This is a genomic window from Hymenobacter swuensis DY53, from assembly GCF_000576555.1.
Classification (GTDB): domain Bacteria; phylum Bacteroidota; class Bacteroidia; order Cytophagales; family Hymenobacteraceae; genus Hymenobacter; species Hymenobacter swuensis.
Genome location: NZ_CP007145.1, coordinates 2,795,101 through 2,811,826, shown reverse-complemented (window position 1 = coordinate 2,811,826; position 16,726 = coordinate 2,795,101). Strand labels below are relative to the sequence as shown.

Sequence of the window (16,726 nt, the reverse complement as noted above, 5' to 3'; positions counted from 1 at the left end):
GGTGTCCACTTCACCCAGGTGAATTTCAGGCTCCTCATTTATCTGCGTCATGAACAGGTTTGACCGCATTACAGCAATTCTCATCCAACTTCAGGCCCGGCGGGTGGTAACGGGCCCCGCCCTGGCCGAACGGTTTGGCGTGAGTCTGCGCACCATCTACCGCGACCTGCGTACCCTGGAGCTGGCCGGGGTGCCGCTTCTCGGCGAGCCGGGGGTGGGCTACTCTCTGGTGGAGGGCTACCGGCTACCGCCCGTCATGTTTACCCAGGAGGAGGCCACGGCGCTGCTCACGGCCGAAAAGCTGGCGGCCCACCTCACCGATGGCCCCACGGCGCAACTCAGCGGCGCGGCAATGGATAAAGTGCGGGCGGTGCTGCGCCGCCCCGACCGGGACCACCTCGAAACGCTGGCCCCGCGTATTCAGGTGTATGGCCCTCCTACCCAGGCCGGCTACTCCTCTACCTATCAGCAGTTGGTGACAGCCGTGGCCATGCAGCGCGTAGTGCACCTGCACTACCAGGCCGCCGACAGCACCACGCCCACCACCCGCGACGTGGAGCCCGTCAGCCTGTATCGGGGGCGGGTCTGGCACATGGTGGGGTATTGCCGGCTGCGGCAGACGTTCCGTGATTTTCGCTTCGACCGGATCGAACAGCTGGAGGTACGGGAGGAAGTATTTGCCGCCCGCCCCGAAACCTTGCAGCAGCATTGGGCCGCCGAGGCCAAACAACGTCCCAGAGAGAAGGTAGTGCTGCGCTTTCAGCCAACGGCGGTACCGCCCGCCTCGGCTCGGCACCTGCTGGATACTAAGTACCAGTACGGCTGGACGCACGAGCACCACCAACCGGACGGGAGTCTGGAAATGACGTTCTTACTTGGTGACCTACGCTATCTGGCGGCCTGGTTGCTACCATATGCCGGGGCCATCACTGTAGTGGAGCCACCTGCGTTGCGGGAACACCTGCGGGAACTGGCCCAGCGGGCGCAGGATTTTTTTGGGGCCGCCCAAACATGCTGACACAGGGCTGTCAGTAGGGGGCGGCAACCTTTGTGGAGTCAAGTGACAAACACGCTGTTTTATCCCAACTCACAAAGCCAGAAAAATGGAAAAGCGCACCGTTGACCCGTGGAAATGGGGAGAGAGAACCAACTCGGTACAGGCCATTGACATCCGGCAGCCCGCCGGCACACTTTATTGTTCCGGGCTGGTAGCCCTGGATGCGGAAGGCCAGCCCAGCACCGCCGACATGCGGAACCAACTGCTGCAAACCTTCCGGAATCTGGAGCAGCTTATTCAGGAGGCAGAATATGAATGCCGGGGCATTGTGCGGCTGAACGTGTACACCACATCGGTGGCGGAGTTCTTCACAACCTGCACGGATGTGTACCAGGAGTGGATTACCCGCCACGGCGTGAAACAGGCTACCACGCTGCTGGAAGTAAAAGGGCTGTTTGCCGGCTTAACCGTGGAGGTGGAAGCCACCGTGGTAAAGTAACCGATTTGCTGCCAGTATAACACGAAGGGTTTGGCAAGTTGCCGGACCCTTCGTGTTATTTCCCAACTGCCTGTTTTACGCCAGCCACCCCGGCAGGCCCTGGGGTAGCAAGTGCCCGGGGAGTTGTTTCGTTTTACCGCTGACTACCAAACCGTAATGACCGAAAAAGAGCTGAAAACGTTTTGCCCCACAAGCCGCCAACACTGGCGCAAATGGCTGCAGGAGCATCACGCCAGCCAACAATCCGTGTGGCTGATCTACTACAAAAAGAAGTCCGGCCGGCCCACCGTCGGGTACAGCGAAGCCGTGGACGAAGCCCTCTGTTTTGGCTGGATTGACAGCCAGGCAAAGCCAATAGACGAAGAAACCTACCGGCAGTTTTTCAGCAGAAGAAAGCCCCGCAGTACGTGGTCGAAGGTCAACAAGGAAAAAGTAGCGCGGCTGATAGCCGAAGGCCTGATGACCCCGGCGGGCCTCAACTGCATAGACGCAGCCAAAAGCAACGGCTCTTGGACGATTCTTGACGAGGTGGAAGCCCTGCTTCTTCCCCCTGACCTGGAGCAGGCGCTGCTGCAAAGCCCGCCTGCCAAAAGCTATTTTCTGAGCTTAAGCCGGTCTGATAAACGCAATATGCTGCAATGGCTGGTGCTGGCCAAACGCCCCGCAACGCGCCAGCGCCGGATGGCAGAGTTGGTAGAACTGGCCGGACAACAACTCAAGCCCGCGCAGTTCCGGGGCCGCAAAAAAAACGCGAAACCCGATGCTCCTGCGTAGCGCGGGTTGCCACGTCCCTGCCTGGCCAGCAGCCCCGCGCACTTACCGGGCGCAAATGCCCCGGTACGGGCAATATTGGCACTTATCCAGGTCGTCGGTTTTGCGGATAGGCTCGGCGGGGTCGAGGATGCGGCGCACCAACTGCCCCAGCAGCAGCTCGCTGTGCTGCAGGAAATCCTGGCCATCGGCGGTCAGAAAGCCCATATCGGCCGACATAGGGCCCGCCCCGAGGTTACGCAGCGAGATAATGGCAGCATCGGCGGCAGAGCGGCCCTGCTGGGCTAGCAGGAAGCGGTAGAGCCAGAGCTGCCGCACTTTATCGGCGGCCGGGGTGGCGTCGGTGAGCAGGCGCTCCACGGCCTGGGCGGGCGTTTCGCCGCGCTTCAGCAGCTGCAGGTGCGACTTCTCCACCATCCCCGTTTTGTAGTCCACAATGCGCAGCCGGCCATCGGGGAGCTGGTCTACCCGGTCGGCTTTGCCCAACAGGCGCACCGGCAGCTTCTCGCCGGATTCGGGCAGGGCCACAAACACGGTGGCGTGTAGCTCCTCCTCCTGGCTCTGGATATGCAGCGGCAGACTACCCGGCTGCTCCAGCAGGCTTTCGAAGTAGCGGCGCACCAGCTGCCCGGCTACTTGGCCCAACACATGGTTGAGCCCTTCATCGGCGCGGGCGTGGCGGCCGGCTTCTTCCTTGCGCAAGGCCTTGGCTACCATAACGGGCGCCAGCTGCACCAGGCCCGGAATATCCGCTTCGGTGAGGGGCGGGGCCTGCGGGTTGCGGTGCTGGGAGAATGGCATCAGCAGCTCTTCCAGGGCCTCGTGTACCACCGTGCCGAAACCGTCGGGCCCCAGCGCTTCCTCCACTTCCTCGTTTTCCCGAAACCGGGCCACCCGCTGAAAATAAAACTGCAGGGAGCAGTTCAGGTACTGGTTGAGCGCCGTCGGCGACAGGCCCCGATCCAGCAGTCCACGCAGGGCCAGCAGCATGCCGGTGTCCTTTTCCAGCGTCAGGTCGGTTGTCAGCGGCTCGTGGGCTACCGGCGTAGTCATGGCCCCGACGACTACCGGCTCCTCGTTGCTGACGGTGAGGTCCAGCAGCTCCAGGGCCGGGTTCTGCAGGGCCAGGTCGTTTTCCAGCTGCAGCAGAAAGCGGCTTCGTTCGCCGGTGCGGGTGCCTTCGGCGCCGGGCAGAATGTGCAGCAGATCAACCTGGCGGGCGCGCTGCAACAGGCGCCAGAACTGGTGGGCCGTGGCGGCTTCGTGGTCGGCGTAGGTGGGCAGCCCGAAGGTGGTAAGCACGTCGTAGGGGAACAAGGAGCTGTGCCGCTTGGGGGCCGGCAGCACGTTCTCGTTGCAGCTCAGGATAATGACGTGGTCGAAGTCGAGGGCGCGGGTTTCTAGCAGGCCCATCACCTGCACATCGGCAATGGGCTCCCCGCTGAACGGCAGGCGGGTGTTCTTCATCTGCTCATATAGAAACCGCCGGAAGGAGCGCACCGACAGCCGGTGCTCCCGGCAGTCGAACACGGACTCCAGGCGTTTTACCAGGGTGAAGAACAGGTACAGATACTCCGCCTCAATGGCGGAATGCTGGTCCTGGTAAGCCTTTTTCAGCAGCTCAATGAGCGTGTAGCAGGCCTGGATGATATCGTCGCAGTTGTTCCAGGTGGCAAACAGCGCCGTGAGCAGCTCGTGGCCCCGGCCCAGCTCAATCAGCTCCTCAGCCGTGAGCAGCACGGCGTGGCGCTTCACGATGGCGCGGCACACCTCGTCGAGCAGGCTGTGCAGGGTGTCGTCGGGCTGCTTATCGAGCCAGAGTTGGTAGCGGCGCAGAAACGGATGCTGGAGCAGCTTGCTCACGGCTAAGTGGTGGTAGCGCGGCACGCCGTAGCCGGTTTCGGGCGAGCCTTCCCGCACCCCGGTCAGGTGCACCTCAAACAGCAAGTCTACCAGGTTGAACAGGGGCGTGCTCTGGAAATTCAGGCCCATGGTCACGTTGTACTCGGGCACCTCGCGGGGCGGCAGGCCGTGTAGCACCGGCAGCAGCAGGGTCTCGTCGGGCAGCACCACGGCTACTTTAGCCTGCGGATTGAGGCGGCGCGATTCTGCCAGCAGCTGTCCGGCCACCTTGCCCTGCATGGAGGAGTTAGCCAGCCCTACCAGCCGCACCGTGCGCGGAAGCTGGCGCAGCAGCTCTGCCGGACCCCCAAAGTTGTTCCAGGGCAAATCGAGCCGCTCCTGGTACTGGCGCAGGTGTTGGCCGGCGCGGTTGGGCGAGCCACGCTCCAGGTAGAAGGCGTCACCATCAAAGTACACCTCGGCCCGGCCCGCCTTTCGTAACCGCCGAATCAGCTGCTCCTCGGCTTTCGAGAGGAACCCAAGCCCCACGAATACATGCTGGGGCAGGGTTTCGCCGGCTTCCAGCCGCTCCCGCACCCGGCGCTGGGCCAGGCGGTAAGCCAAGCCGGGGTAGGCCAGGCGGTCCTGGCGCATACGCCGCTGGAGGCGGCGGTACACTTTCTCGAGGTCGTCCCAGAAGCGGAAATAGGCAGTGGTGGTGCTCTGGGGGGTGAAATCGTCGCCCAGGTTCCAGCGTTCCAGGGCTTTGGCCTGGCTCAGGTATTCAAACACCTTGCGGGGCGAGGCCAGGTTCTGATCGAGGCTGGAAAAGTCCTGCAGCAGCAGCCCCGACCAGCCTACAAACTGGTCGAAATCCAGTCGAGGGTCAATGTCGCGCATGATTTCGAACAGCAGCAGCTGCAGGGCAATGGGCTCCTCCACCTGCACCCCGGCCAGCTCCACCATATAATCTTCCATGGCTGCAATGCGCGGGCTCCACACTGCGTGGCCGGCTTCCGCCGCCAGGCTCAGCTCGTTCTGCAGATACACCACGGCCCGCCGGGTGGGCACTACTACCACTAGGTCAGCCAGCTCACCGGTGGGGCCGTACTGCGTTACCAACTCCCGGGCTATCCGCGTCAGAAAGGGCGTGGCATCGGGCAGGGGCAGGGCTGCCGGGAGCGAAGTGGTGGGGGCGGGAGAGGAAATCATACGCGAGTAAAGATAACGCCGCCGCCAGCAGAAACCGGCCGAGTTGCTACCTTGGCCGGGCAGTTGACGGTTACCAAATAAGCAGCCGACTCGCCTTTGTCTGGTTTGCTTGATTTCCCTGTGTCCGCATGCGTACGTTGCGTTGGATGAGCCTATGTATGGCCGTGTTTCTGGCGGTGGCCTGCCAGCCGGAAAAGCCGGCTGAGCAAGCCACGGCCCCGCCCGTACCGCCCAATACCGTGCAGGCTGCCGCCGTCCCGGTGCTCCCATCTGTACCGCCCGATACGGTAGACTGGCTGGCCCGCACCCTGCCCGGCAATGCCTCCACCGATACCATGCTGCAAATCGAGGGTAAGTCCTACCGGTTACGGTTGAGTGCCTCGGCCGATTCGACGCGGATGCTGCGCGTTTCTACAGGAGGAATTGTGGGCGAAGCGTTTGCCGTGGACAGCAACTTCGTGCGGAACAAGTTGGTGCAAGGGCCATCCGGCAGCTACGTCATTCAGCTGCTGGCTGCCGGGCAGCCCGTCATGCGCAGGCGTTTTCAAAAGCCGGATTTCTATACCGTAGCGGAGCGGGCTATTGTGGTTGTCAGTGAGCCGACGCCGCCGCGCTTTCTGGGCTACTATCCGGAGTTGGGCGGGTTGGCGTTCTGGCAGCAAATCGGTATTCCGGCCAGTGAAGTGGGGAGCTATTTTTTTTATCTGCTTGATCTGAAGGGGAAGGTGCGAGAATTATCCTTTGGCAATCAGTTCGGGGAAGGCCACACCGACTGCGACCCGCTCCCAGCCCCGGGCGGCAAGGCCCTGCTTACCTGCGCCAGGCTGTTGCGCCCCGGCCAGCCTCCTCTGAATCTGCAGAAGCCTCAGGCGGATCTGGCCCTGGCCCGCTTCCTCTCCGATACCACGCTGCTGGTGCTCTATAACTACGGTGAGTACAAGACGGAAACCGACAACAGCGGCCTGGAAGAAATGAGCTGGCAAGTACCGCCGCACCTGCGCAATAAGCCCAATGGCTTTGTACTCAACCTGCAGGGGAAGCAGCTGGCCCGGTTTCGCTTCAATAGCCTGGGCGAGGAAATGGGCTACTACGTGCGCCGCGCCTACGTACCGGCCGTGCAGACCTATTACCTGCTGGATGCGGAGCGGGGAGTACGCCTGCTGGCTAAGCAGAATCCGGCTGCCACCCGGGAAGTTCCGTTCCGGCAGATGACCCCATTCAGCCCCCCGCAACGCCCCATGGAAGTTCAGTTTACGATACGAGCGGGAACGGCTGACTTCGTCTTCTACGCCGACAAGGCCCACCCCGAAAAACTGCGTTACCAGCGCTCCAGAAACGCTGAATAACTCGTTCGTAACGTTGCCTACTCCCCGTTATGCCTTCGCTTTTTGTTCGTGAGAAAACTGTTGTGCCGCCCCCGGTCCATCCGCTCACGCCCTGGCCGGAACAGCTAAAAAATACCCTGTTGCTGGCACTCATGGTAGTGCCGGTAATAGTATTTCTGTTGGTAGGAGCGGTAGTCGGGGTAGTGGTGATGGGAAGGGAGGCCGGTGGAAAATTGCTACTTCGGACCCGCCAGCTACTGGGCCACCAGCCCGCCCCTGTCCCGCCGGAGCCCGAGCTGCCGGAAGAAAGCTTCCGCAATGCCCAGGTACGCCTGCTGCTCACGGGGGAAGACTGGGAAAACTACGGTCCGGAGTTCAGCGCGTGGTACGATCTGTGGGCCGAGCTGGAGCATGAGTACGGCAACTTGCCCGGCTTCTACCGCCTGCACACCGAGCCCGAAATTCCGGACCTGCACGGCCAGCTGGTGTCCGACCTGTGCCGGGAGACGCCGGAAGGACTGTTTCTGCAAGTGCTGGAACTGCGCCCGGGCCAGGAGCCGGCCGCTACCTCGTGGCTGGTGTTTCTGGAGTTTGCCACGCTGCGTCATCAGCGCGTAGCCGAAACCGGCGACTTTTACCTGTTGCCCCACGCCGAAGCTACCCCTGACCGCTTTGAAGGGATACGGGCCGATGGCAGCCGGCTGGTGCTGCAGGTGCAAACGGACATCTAGTGCCCGATGACCGGCTCCGGCTCGGCAGTTTCGGGAGACTGGAGCGGCACCACGTACGTTGCCAACGACCGGACCGCCAGCAGCAGGCTGATGAGAATGAGAACAGTCCCGAGCAGAAAGGGGGCACCAGGAAAGTAAATGGGAGCTTTGGGGCCGGTAAAATAAGAAAACAGGTTGGTCATGAGCGGTGGCCCTACGATGGAGGTAAGGCTCATCAGGCTGGTAAGTGCCCCCTGTAGCTCGCCCTGCTCATTACCCGGTACCTGCCCCGAAATAATACCCTGCAACGCCGGGCCCGAAATGCCCGCCAGGCAGTACGGCACCAGAAACACGTACATCATCCAGCCTTTGGTGGCGAAGGCAAACAGCACAAAGCCCACCGCGTACAGCAGCATCCCCAGAAATACCGAGCGTTTCGGCCCCAGCGCCGGATTAATACGCCGGATCAGCAGGCCCTGCACAATGGCCACCAGCAGCCCGATGGCCGCCAGAGAGTAGCCTACCTCGTTATTGCTCCAATCAAATTTCTCGATAACGTAGTATGTCCAGTTGCTCTGGGTGGCATGAGCGGCAATATAAATGCATAGCAACGACGACACCAGCCCGGTAATAACGGGGTAGCGCTTCAGCATCTTGAGGGAGCCTACCGGGTTGGCCCGCCGCCAGTCAAAAGCCCGCCGCCGCTCCTGGGGCAGTGACTCCGGCAGCACAAAAAAGCCGTACAGCAGGTTGAGCAGCGTGAGGGCGGCGGCGGCTAGAAACGGTACCTTCGGCCCAAAGTTCACGAGCTGGCTCCCCAGCAACGGCCCGATAATGAAGCCCAACCCGAAAGCGGCCCCAATCATGCCGAAGTTCTGGGCGCGGGTTTCTGGGGTGCTGATATCGGCAATGTACGCGGAGGCGGTAGTGAAGCTGGCGCCCATTACGCCCGCAATCAGCCGGCCCACAAACAGCCAGCCGATGGTGGGAGCGAAGGCCAGCAGCACGTAATCGAGGGCGAAGCCCAGCAGGGACAGTAGCAGCACCGGCCGCCGCCCAAACCGGTCGGAGAGGTTGCCCATCACCGGTGAAAACAAGAACTGCATAATGGCAAAGGCGAATACCAGCCAGCCGCCTATCCGGGCCGCGTCGCTGATGGTGCCCCCGGTCAGGTGCCGGATCAGCGTCGGGATAACCGGAATGATAATGCCGATACCCGTCACATCCAGCAGCAGCGTAAAGAAGATAAAGCCAAGCGCGGCTTTGCGGGGAGAGGAGGAGGCACTCATAGCGGAACATCAATGCGAGCTGTAAAGCTACAGCTTTGGGCTTGTGTCAATCGGGCTACTGAGGCCGTTCTGGAAATATTTCGTTCTTTGACGCGGCCTGCCCCAAGGTGGCCTGCATCCTTATCCTTTTAGCTGAACCTATGTTTTTCATTTACGGAACCGGTACCACTCGCCTCGTAACTACGCCACTACCCACGCTAGCCTGTGCGCACTGCGGCACCCGGGGGCAACTAAGCGTTACCGTTTTTTCGCGCTATGTCAGCTTATTCTGGATTCCCGTCTTCCCTTTTGGCAAAGTAAGCGTCACGGTATGTGAGCATTGCAAGCAAACCCTCACTTCTAAAGAACCGCTGCCCGAAGCGTACCGGCTGCCTGTGCAAACGGTGCAGCAGCACGCCCCCACAGCCTTCTCCAACTTCGCCCTGCTTTTGTTAGTGGTAGCTGGTATTGTGCTGGCCCTGGTGCTGGGCCAATTGGCCCCTAATAGTAAGTCTAAGGCTGATACGGCCCAGAGCACTGACGCTGACGCCGGCGTCACGCTGGGAGCCCGCTATAAAATGAAAAATACCACTGGCGCAACCGGCTACGCGCTTATGGAAGTCACCCGCCTGACCGACGATACAGTGTACTACAAGACAACGAGCATGTTGCGGAGCAAGCCGACGGCGGCCAGCACTGCTCAGGCCCTGCGGGATTCCGTGTCTCCCGGCGCCGCCCAGAGCCGCTACCCCCGCAAAATGTGGCATTTTCTGGTGCAGGGCCAAGGCATGTTTCGGCCGCTTACCCTCACGGAATAGGGGGCAACGGCTTCGTCACACGGCGAGAAGAACCTTTATATTTCCCATTCTACCACTTCCTGGGTATCGAAGTAGTACAGCACACAGCGGACCTGCTCAAACCCCAGCTGCCGGAACAGGCTGGCGTAGCGTTGCAGCGGCTGGCGGTGGCGGGCTTCGGCGGGCGGAAGCTTGAAATCGAGCAACACCACGCTGGGACCCGTGGCCCCGGGCGCGGCTTCGAACACAATACGGTCGGGCTTGTAGTCCTGCTTGCGGGTGCCACCCACCAGAATTTCCCGCTCCGTTTCGGCTACCACGTCGGGCCCAAAGTAGCGGGCCAGCTCCGGGTGCTGGGTTACTTCCCGCAGGCGGCGCAGCAGCTCCACTTTTTCCCGGGTACTGATCAGGCCCTCTGCTACCAGCTGGGTGGCCACGCGCTCTACCTCGGCGGCCTGTTTCACACGGCGCAAGGCGTAGTGGAGGCGGCGGTTCCATTCGCGCTGCTCCTGTTGGTCATCGAAGTCAAAAACCGTGTTGGCGTGTTGTTTCAGCCGCAGGCGCTGCTCCCAGGGCGTACTGGTGAGGTTGGTGAGTGGCAGGCTGAGTGCAGTCTGCCGGAGCGTTTTGGCCAGCGGCACCTCCCCCCGGGCATCCGACAGCACGTAGGCCATCTGCTCGTCTTGCCACTGCTCGGTGCTCAGCAGATAGCGGTGCAGTAGTTCCGCCACGGTAGCCGCAGGCTTCTCCGAAACGGCCGGGGCTTCTCCCTCCTTGCCGGCCTTGGTGGGCTTGGGCTGGCGGCTGATGGCATACAGCCGGTGCCGGGGCCGGGTGAAGGCAACGTACAACATGTTCAGCCCTTCCAGAAAGGTTTTTTCCAGTTCCTCAGTGTACTGCTGGGCCAGCGGCGTGTACAGCAACGACTCCCGTTGGGGCAGCACAGCAATACCGGGCATCTCGGCCACCGGCCGGTCGGTGGGCTCAGGCAGGCGGCCCCACAGCAGCGTGCCCAGATGCGGCCGCAACGACCAGTCGGCAAATGGCACAATCACCACGCCGTAGGCCAGGCCTTTGGCTTTGTGCACGGTGGTGATGACAATGGCGTCGCGGCCGGCGGGGGCGTTGATGCTGAGCGCGCTTTTTTTCTGGTCCCAGTAAGTCAGAAAGTTGTTGAGGTTGTTGCCGAAGCGCAGGCTGTATTCCAGGGTCAGATCCAGGAAACGAAACAGGTACTCGCGCTCCGCCACCCGGTCCAGCAGCCCAAACAGCCCGATCAGACGCTCCGTCAGCTCATACAGGCCCAGGTTGCCGGTTTCGCGTTCCTGCACGTCGTAGCCCAACGCCCGCAACTCATCGAAAAAGGGTTCGGCCGAGGGCTGGTTGGCCAGTTCGGCCCAGCGCCGGGCGCGGTCGGGGGTAGGAGCCAGGCCCCGCACCACCCGATCTACCAGCAGCAGGGCTTCGGCGCGGGCCAGCGTGTCGGCAGGCTGGTTGAGCACCTGGAACAGAGCTACCAGCAGGTTCACCACCTCCGCAAACTCCAGCGACAAAGAATCGGCTGAAATAATGTCGTAGCCCCGCTCCTTCAGGAACTTGGCGGTGCGGCGGCTTTGGTCGCGGCGGCGGCAGAGCACGGCAATATCCTGGAGCCGAAATCCATCGGCCACGGCCTGCTCCACCAGCTGCAGCGTCAGGTACAGGGTACTTTCGTCGTAGTCTAGCGTCTGGCCGGGCAGGTAATTGGGCAGCGTTTCGGGCGTGTACGTACCCCGGGCCGCATCATAGCGGCAAGCCGGCGCGTCATCCGCAGTGAAAAGAAGTTCGACGTGCGCTGCCGCTGAACTGTTGGTAGAGGTGGGAGCCTGCTGCACAAAGTCCGCGTCGTAAATACCCTGCACCAGCGGCAGGGTGGCGTGGGCGTGGCTTACCTGGCTGAAAAACTGGTTATTGAAGTCGATGATGCCCTGGCCGGAGCGGTAGTTGATGTTCAGGTTGCGGGGTTCCAGGGCCTGATCGAGGGTGATGTAGCGGCCGGCCAGCAGCTCGCGCAGCTCCGGGTCGGCGAGGCGGTTGTAGAGGTGGCTGGTCTGGCGCTGGTACAGGCGCAGAATCTGCTCCATCTCGCCCCCGCGCCAGCGGTAGATGGCCTGCTTGGCGTCGCCCACGGCCAGGCTCAGTTGCCCGTCGCCCAGGGCGTTTTCCACCAGTGGCAGCAGGTTGTTCCACTGGAGCACGGAAGTGTCCTGAAACTCATCGATGAGCAGATGGCGGTACCGGTCGCCCAGCCGCTCGTACAGAAACGGCACCGGCTCGCGCAGCACAATCTGGGCAATGCGGCGGTTGAACTCGGCAATGAGCACCACGCCCCGGTCGCGGCTCAGCTGGTCCACCGATTTGCTCAGCTCGCTTAGCAAACTCACCTGAAATACGTAGGGCAGCATGCCCGTCACCAGCAGGTAATCGGGCAGCAGGGCGGCGCGTAGGGTTTGCAGCTGCTCGAAGGCCTGCGTCAGCAGGGGCGCGGCGGCATCCACGGCATCGCGCAAGGGGCCTTTCTTGGATTTAGCGCTGCTCCAGTCGCCCGATTCCACCGGCTTCAGGGCGGTGGAGGTGGGGAAGCTGGCCCCGGCGGCGGGTACCTCCAGCCAGCGCGCCCAGTTACTGAAGTGGCCGTACACGCCGTTGCCGCCCCCGGCCAGGTGCTCGGCCTCCAGACCGTGCGCGGCCAGGGTTTCTAGGGCCACGGCGGCCGGCTGGCGCACGAGGTCCTCAATTTCCTTCTTGCGCAGCCGCAAGGTTTCGTGCAGGCGGCGGTAGTCCTGCATGCTGAGCTGCTGCAGCTGCTCCACGGCCTCATGTACCGGCTCGCTGAGCAGAAACTGCCCGAACTGCACCAGTTCATCGGGCAAGTTGTTCCAGCTGCGGCCTTCCTCGGCTTTGTTGAGGGCGAAATCGGAAATGGTGCGGGAGAGCAAAGCCGCATTCGGGTCGCGGTTCACGCGGTCCAGCAGCAGCGCCACGGCGTTTTGCAATACGGTGGCGCTGTCCAGCTCCACCTCAAACGTAGCGGGCAGCCCCAACTCGCGGGTAAACGCCGTCACGATGCGCTGCACAAACGAGTCGATGGTGCTCACCGCAAAATCGGCGTAGTGGTAGAGGGCAAGCCGGAACGTGGCCGTGGCCCGCTCCCGCAGTACCCGCTGCCGCTCCTCGGGCGTGGCCAAGTGGGCCAGGGGGCCTTCGGCGGCCAGCTCGTCGGCAATTTCGGTGAGCAGGCCGTCGGTGGCACCGGTGGGCAGGCGAGCAAACCGCCGCAGCGCCCCCAGAATCCGTTCCTTCATTTCCCCGGCCGCGTCGTTGGTAAACGTAATGGCCAGAATGCTCTTGAAGTAGCCCGCGTCCTCGGTGGCCAGTGCCAGCTTCAGATATTCTTTGGTGAGCTGATACGTTTTGCCGGACCCGGCGGAGGAGGAGTAAATGCGGAAAGTGGCGGGCATCGGGGGAGACTTAAAAATCTTCGTTACTGTGGACGCGCAATTGCTGGTCCTTGCGTCTGGCCCGATTTCTTTAGGTCCGGGTCATATGTCGTTCTCGACGGTGGCGGCGGTAAAATCTTTGCGAGCTGGCCTGCTCCAGGCTCGCCATACCTTTTTTGCGCTCTGGTACAAGCATGTCACTGGTAAATCGACTACTTCGACCGTATTCGTAGAGCATACCATCAATTACAGTCTGCGTTGAGCCTATACAGCCACACAGCTGAGCATATTTTTTGGTGTCGCGACGGTGCCGGAGCAGCAACGGATATAAATCCACTTCCGGCCGTTCCGTCAGCGCCCAAAAGGCGTAACCGCGCACTGCCGGCGACTTATGAGCGAGTAGCGTCTGTAGTTCCTCGTTGCTGCATTGCTTGCGTAAAGAATCAAACCTGATGTATTGCCGTGGCATGTAGGCTGCCCGGCTTACCAACTCGCACTTCAAAACGCCCACGTAAGCAATTGTGTCGGTTACTCGCTTAATAAAAGCCGCCTGACGGTTTACTTGCGCCTTTATCTCTTGTCCCACACCCAATAACAACATCAGCACAATCAGTCGATACCTCATAATACGCATAGTCATAAGTAGTAGAAAATAGGGGTACTACTCATACTGCCTCCTGCACCCACTGGCCCATTTCGGCCGGGATGCGCTGGGGGCGCATAGTGGCGGGGTCGAGCAGAATCCAGTGAGTTTCGGCTTCGCAGAGCAGCTTGTTGTCGGTGGCCCGCTCGATGCGGACATGGCGGTGGGAGGTTACGCCTTCCATACTGCTCACCCAGGTAGTGCAACGTAATTCCTCGCCCAGCAGCGCCGGGTGCAGGTATCGAATATGATGCTCGCGCACTACCCACACGTAGCGGGCCTGGGCCTCGGGCGGGGCGGCGGCGTGCCAGTGGGCAGCGGCCGTATCCTGCACCCACTGCAGGTAACGCACGTTGTTCACGTGGCGAAGCTCGTCGATGTCGGTGGGCTGGACGGTCAGGTAATGGGCGAAGCGGAAGGCGGGGGCGGAAGTCTTCATAGCACCGGCAAAGATACGGGCAGGAGCAGGGGTCGGGCGACGAAAACGGGGAAAGTTGGGCCGTTCGGGCATTTAGCCGCTCGTGCTATTCCATATCTAAAATATACCTGTATCTTTGAGCACCTTAAGAAAACGCGGTTCCGCCGTTCTGTTGAGTATTTCCGCAAGGAAGAAAGCAGTTCCGGATTCTTCCTTTTTTAAGATAAAAATCATCCATCATCACCAGTACCATGCAGACAGGAACTGTAAAATTCTTCAACGAAACCAAAGGTTTCGGCTTTATCAAAGTTGACGAAACCGGCGAGGACGTGTTCGTTCACGTAACCGAGTGCATCGACGAGATTCGCGACAAAGACAAGGTTGAATTCGAAATTGCTCAGGGCAAAAAAGGCCCGAACGCTGTGAAAGTGAAACTGGCCTAGTCCAGTATCCTTTCCGGATAGCTCAGAAAAGCAGGCTCCTTAAGGGCCTGCTTTTTTTGCATTTAGGCGCCGCTGAATGACGTTCTTATAGATTCGGCGTGCAATTGCCGATTATTCTCCGTACCTTTGCAGCCGCATTTGAGAACGGCCACGTTCCGCGCAGCTTGTGAGCTGCCTTAAAGAAACTTGTTGGGCCGGCTTTGTCTTCCGTCCGTTGCTTCCGTCACTTGTCGTTGTGTTGAGTGGGAGAGAAGAGCGTCGCTGAATCCGCTGTTTTCAGAGCTATTCACTCCACTCCATCAACACTGACATGGAAAACGAAACCGTTAAGACCAAGTTCAGCGAGCTGACCCTCTCTGAAGAAATGCAGCGTGCCATCACCGAAGTTGGCTACGAAGAAGCATCCCCCATCCAGGCCGCCGGTATTCCGGTATTGCTCCAGGGCCGCGACGTAATCGGCCAGGCCCAGACCGGCACCGGTAAAACCGCCGCCTTCTCCATCCCCGCCATTGAGCGGGTCGATACCGACTCGCGTGAAGTGCAGTGCCTTGTGCTCTGCCCCACCCGTGAGCTGGCGGTGCAGGTTTCGGGCGAAATCCAGAAACTGGGCAAATACAAGCGTGGTCTGGCCGTGGTGCCGATCTACGGTGGCTCTTCTTACGACCGTCAATTCCGTGCTTTGGAGCGTGGTGTGCAGATCGTAATTGGTACGCCCGGCCGCGTAATGGACCACATCGAGCGTGGTACGCTCAAGCTGGAGCATTGCAAAATGATCATCCTCGATGAGGCCGACGAAATGCTCGACATGGGCTTCCGCGACGATATTGAGACGGTGCTCAAGAAAATGCCCGAAGACCGCCAGACGGTATTCTTCTCGGCTACCATGAGCAAGCCGATCATGGAGATGACCAAGCGCTACCAGAAGGATCCGCAGATCGTGAAGGTGAACCATCAGGAAATGACGGTTACCAACATCGAGCAGAGCTACTTCGAGGTGCGCGGTCCGCAGAAAAAAGACGTGCTGACCCGCCTCATCGACATGTACAACATCAAGTCGGGCATCGTCTTCGCTAACACGAAGCGCATGGTCGACGAGATTGTGGGCGACCTGCAAGCTAAAGGCTATTTCGCCGAAGGCCTGCACGGCGACATGGGCCAGCAGCAGCGTCAGAACACGCTCGATAAATTCCGCAAAGGCACCCTCGAAATCCTGGTAGCTACCGACGTAGCCGCCCGCGGCATCGACGTAGACAACGTGGAAGTGGTAGTAAACTACGACCTGCCCGCTGACGAGGAGTACTACGTGCACCGCATCGGCCGTACTGGCCGCGCCGGCAAGCAGGGCAAAGCCTTCACCTTCGTGAGCGGCCGCGACATCTACAAGCTGCGCGACATCATGCGCTTCACCAAAGCCAACATCAAGCAGGAGCGTGTGCCGTCCTTCGAAGATGTGTCGGAGGTGAAAACCACGCTGATGCTCAACTCCATCAAGGAGGTAATTGAGAAAGGCAACCTCGACAAGTACGTGGCCCGCGTGCAGCGCCTCATCGACCAGGACCAGGAGGATGGCATTACGTCGCTCGACGTAGCTGCTGCTCTGCTGAAAATGACGATGAAGGAAGACAAGCGCGCCCAGGAAAGCCTCGACGCCAGTCGCACCCAGGGTGCCGCCCGCGCCGGCTTCACCCGTTTGTTCGTGACGATGGGCAAGAAGGACCGTCTGCACCCCCGCGACATCGTGGACCTGATTGCCGAAAACACCAGCCTCACGGCCAGCAAAGTCGGTGACATTGCCCTCTACGATAAGTTCAGCTTCGTGGAAGTACCGAATGAGTTCGTGGAAGAAGTGGTGAGCCAGCTCGGCCGCAGCTCCATCCAGGGCCGTCCGGTGGCCTTCAACATTGCTACGCCCCGCCAGGAAGGCGATGCGCAGCAGGAAGGTGGTAACCGCGGCGGCTTCGGCGGCGGCAGCGACCGTCCACGTCGGGCTCCCGGCAGCTTCGGTGGTGGCGAGCGTCGCGAAGGCGGCAGCAGCTACGGTGGTAACCGTGGTGGTGGCTCCTTCGGCGGCAACCGTGGTGGTGGCTCCTACGGCGGCGACCGTCGGGAAGGCGGCAGCAGCTACGGCGGCAACCGCGGCGGCGGCTCCTACGGCGGCGGTAACCGCCGCGAGGGTGGCAGCAGCTACGGCGGCGGCTACAAAGGCAAGCGCGACGACAGCTAAATCATAGATGGTGCAGACAAGATTGATTTCACAGATTTCAATCTGAGCTGATTTCACCAACGCAAAAGAGCCACTTCATTTGAAGTGGCTCTTTTGCG

General features: G+C 60.9%; 13 protein-coding genes. 8 read left to right on the top strand and 5 right to left on the bottom strand.

Going from position 1 to position 16,726, the window contains the following annotated elements:
- The first annotated feature begins 49 nt into the window (after window positions 1-49).
- The 3 genes from HSW_RS13450 (at window position 50) to HSW_RS13440 (ending at window position 2,270) form a co-directional block, all read left to right on the top strand.
- Window positions 50-1,018: a helix-turn-helix transcriptional regulator gene (locus HSW_RS13450; RefSeq protein ID WP_044002353.1), complete on the top strand. Its 969-nt coding sequence runs from the start codon at window positions 50-52 to the stop codon at window positions 1,016-1,018.
- 85 nt (window positions 1,019-1,103) lie between these two features.
- Window positions 1,104-1,496 (top strand): RidA family protein, encoded by a 393-nt coding sequence (locus HSW_RS13445; protein WP_044002352.1) that lies wholly within the window; start codon window positions 1,104-1,106, stop codon window positions 1,494-1,496.
- Window positions 1,497-1,652: 156 nt separating this feature from the next.
- Complete coding sequence (locus HSW_RS13440; RefSeq protein ID WP_052346820.1) at window positions 1,653-2,270, top strand: YdeI/OmpD-associated family protein; 618 nt, start codon at window positions 1,653-1,655, stop codon at window positions 2,268-2,270.
- Between the two features lie 42 nt (window positions 2,271-2,312).
- Here HSW_RS13440 and HSW_RS13435 read toward each other — a convergent pair whose 3' ends face one another.
- Window positions 2,313-5,321 (bottom strand): PD-(D/E)XK nuclease family protein, encoded by a 3,009-nt coding sequence (locus HSW_RS13435; RefSeq protein WP_052346427.1) that lies wholly within the window; start codon window positions 5,319-5,321, stop codon window positions 2,313-2,315.
- A gap of 128 nt (window positions 5,322-5,449) precedes the next feature.
- On the opposite strand from HSW_RS13435, the gene HSW_RS13430 reads away from it, so the two are divergent.
- Entirely contained in the window at window positions 5,450-6,667 is a 1,218-nt protein-coding gene (locus HSW_RS13430) for a hypothetical protein (RefSeq protein ID WP_155832974.1), read from the top strand.
- A 29-nt stretch (window positions 6,668-6,696) separates the two neighbouring features.
- Window positions 6,697-7,377, top strand: coding sequence for a hypothetical protein (locus HSW_RS13425; protein WP_044002350.1), 681 nt, complete (start codon window positions 6,697-6,699; stop codon window positions 7,375-7,377).
- On the opposite strand, the gene HSW_RS13420 is transcribed toward HSW_RS13425, so the two are convergent.
- Window positions 7,374-8,645: a TCR/Tet family MFS transporter gene (locus HSW_RS13420; protein ID WP_052346426.1), complete on the bottom strand. Its 1,272-nt coding sequence runs from the start codon at window positions 8,643-8,645 to the stop codon at window positions 7,374-7,376. The genes HSW_RS13425 and HSW_RS13420 overlap by 4 nt on opposite strands.
- Window positions 8,646-8,785: 140 nt before the next feature.
- On the opposite strand from HSW_RS13420, the gene HSW_RS13415 reads away from it, so the two are divergent.
- Window positions 8,786-9,442: a zinc ribbon domain-containing protein gene (locus HSW_RS13415; RefSeq protein ID WP_044002349.1), complete on the top strand. Its 657-nt coding sequence runs from the start codon at window positions 8,786-8,788 to the stop codon at window positions 9,440-9,442.
- Window positions 9,443-9,477: 35 nt separating this feature from the next.
- On the opposite strand, the gene HSW_RS13410 is transcribed toward HSW_RS13415, so the two are convergent.
- The 3 genes from HSW_RS13410 to HSW_RS13400 all read right to left on the bottom strand — a co-directional run bounded on the left by HSW_RS13410 (window position 9,478) and on the right by HSW_RS13400 (window position 13,982).
- Window positions 9,478-12,921, bottom strand: a complete 3,444-nt coding sequence (locus tag HSW_RS13410; RefSeq protein ID WP_044002348.1) for a UvrD-helicase domain-containing protein — start codon at window positions 12,919-12,921, stop codon at window positions 9,478-9,480.
- A 70-nt stretch (window positions 12,922-12,991) separates the two neighbouring features.
- On the bottom strand, window positions 12,992-13,540 hold the full coding sequence (locus HSW_RS13405) for a hypothetical protein (protein ID WP_044002347.1): 549 nt from the start codon (window positions 13,538-13,540) through the stop codon (window positions 12,992-12,994).
- Between the two features lie 25 nt (window positions 13,541-13,565).
- A complete protein-coding gene (locus HSW_RS13400) occupies window positions 13,566-13,982 on the bottom strand; it encodes an acyl-CoA thioesterase (RefSeq protein WP_052346425.1) in 417 nt (138 codons plus the stop codon).
- Window positions 13,983-14,212: 230 nt separating this feature from the next.
- On the opposite strand from HSW_RS13400, the gene HSW_RS13395 reads away from it, so the two are divergent.
- Both HSW_RS13395 and HSW_RS13390 read left to right on the top strand, forming a co-directional pair.
- Window positions 14,213-14,404, top strand: coding sequence for a cold-shock protein (locus HSW_RS13395; protein ID WP_044002346.1), 192 nt, complete (start codon window positions 14,213-14,215; stop codon window positions 14,402-14,404).
- A gap of 310 nt (window positions 14,405-14,714) precedes the next feature.
- Window positions 14,715-16,628, top strand: coding sequence for a DEAD/DEAH box helicase (locus HSW_RS13390; RefSeq protein ID WP_044002345.1), 1,914 nt, complete (start codon window positions 14,715-14,717; stop codon window positions 16,626-16,628).
- Window positions 16,629-16,726: the final 98 nt, after the last annotated feature.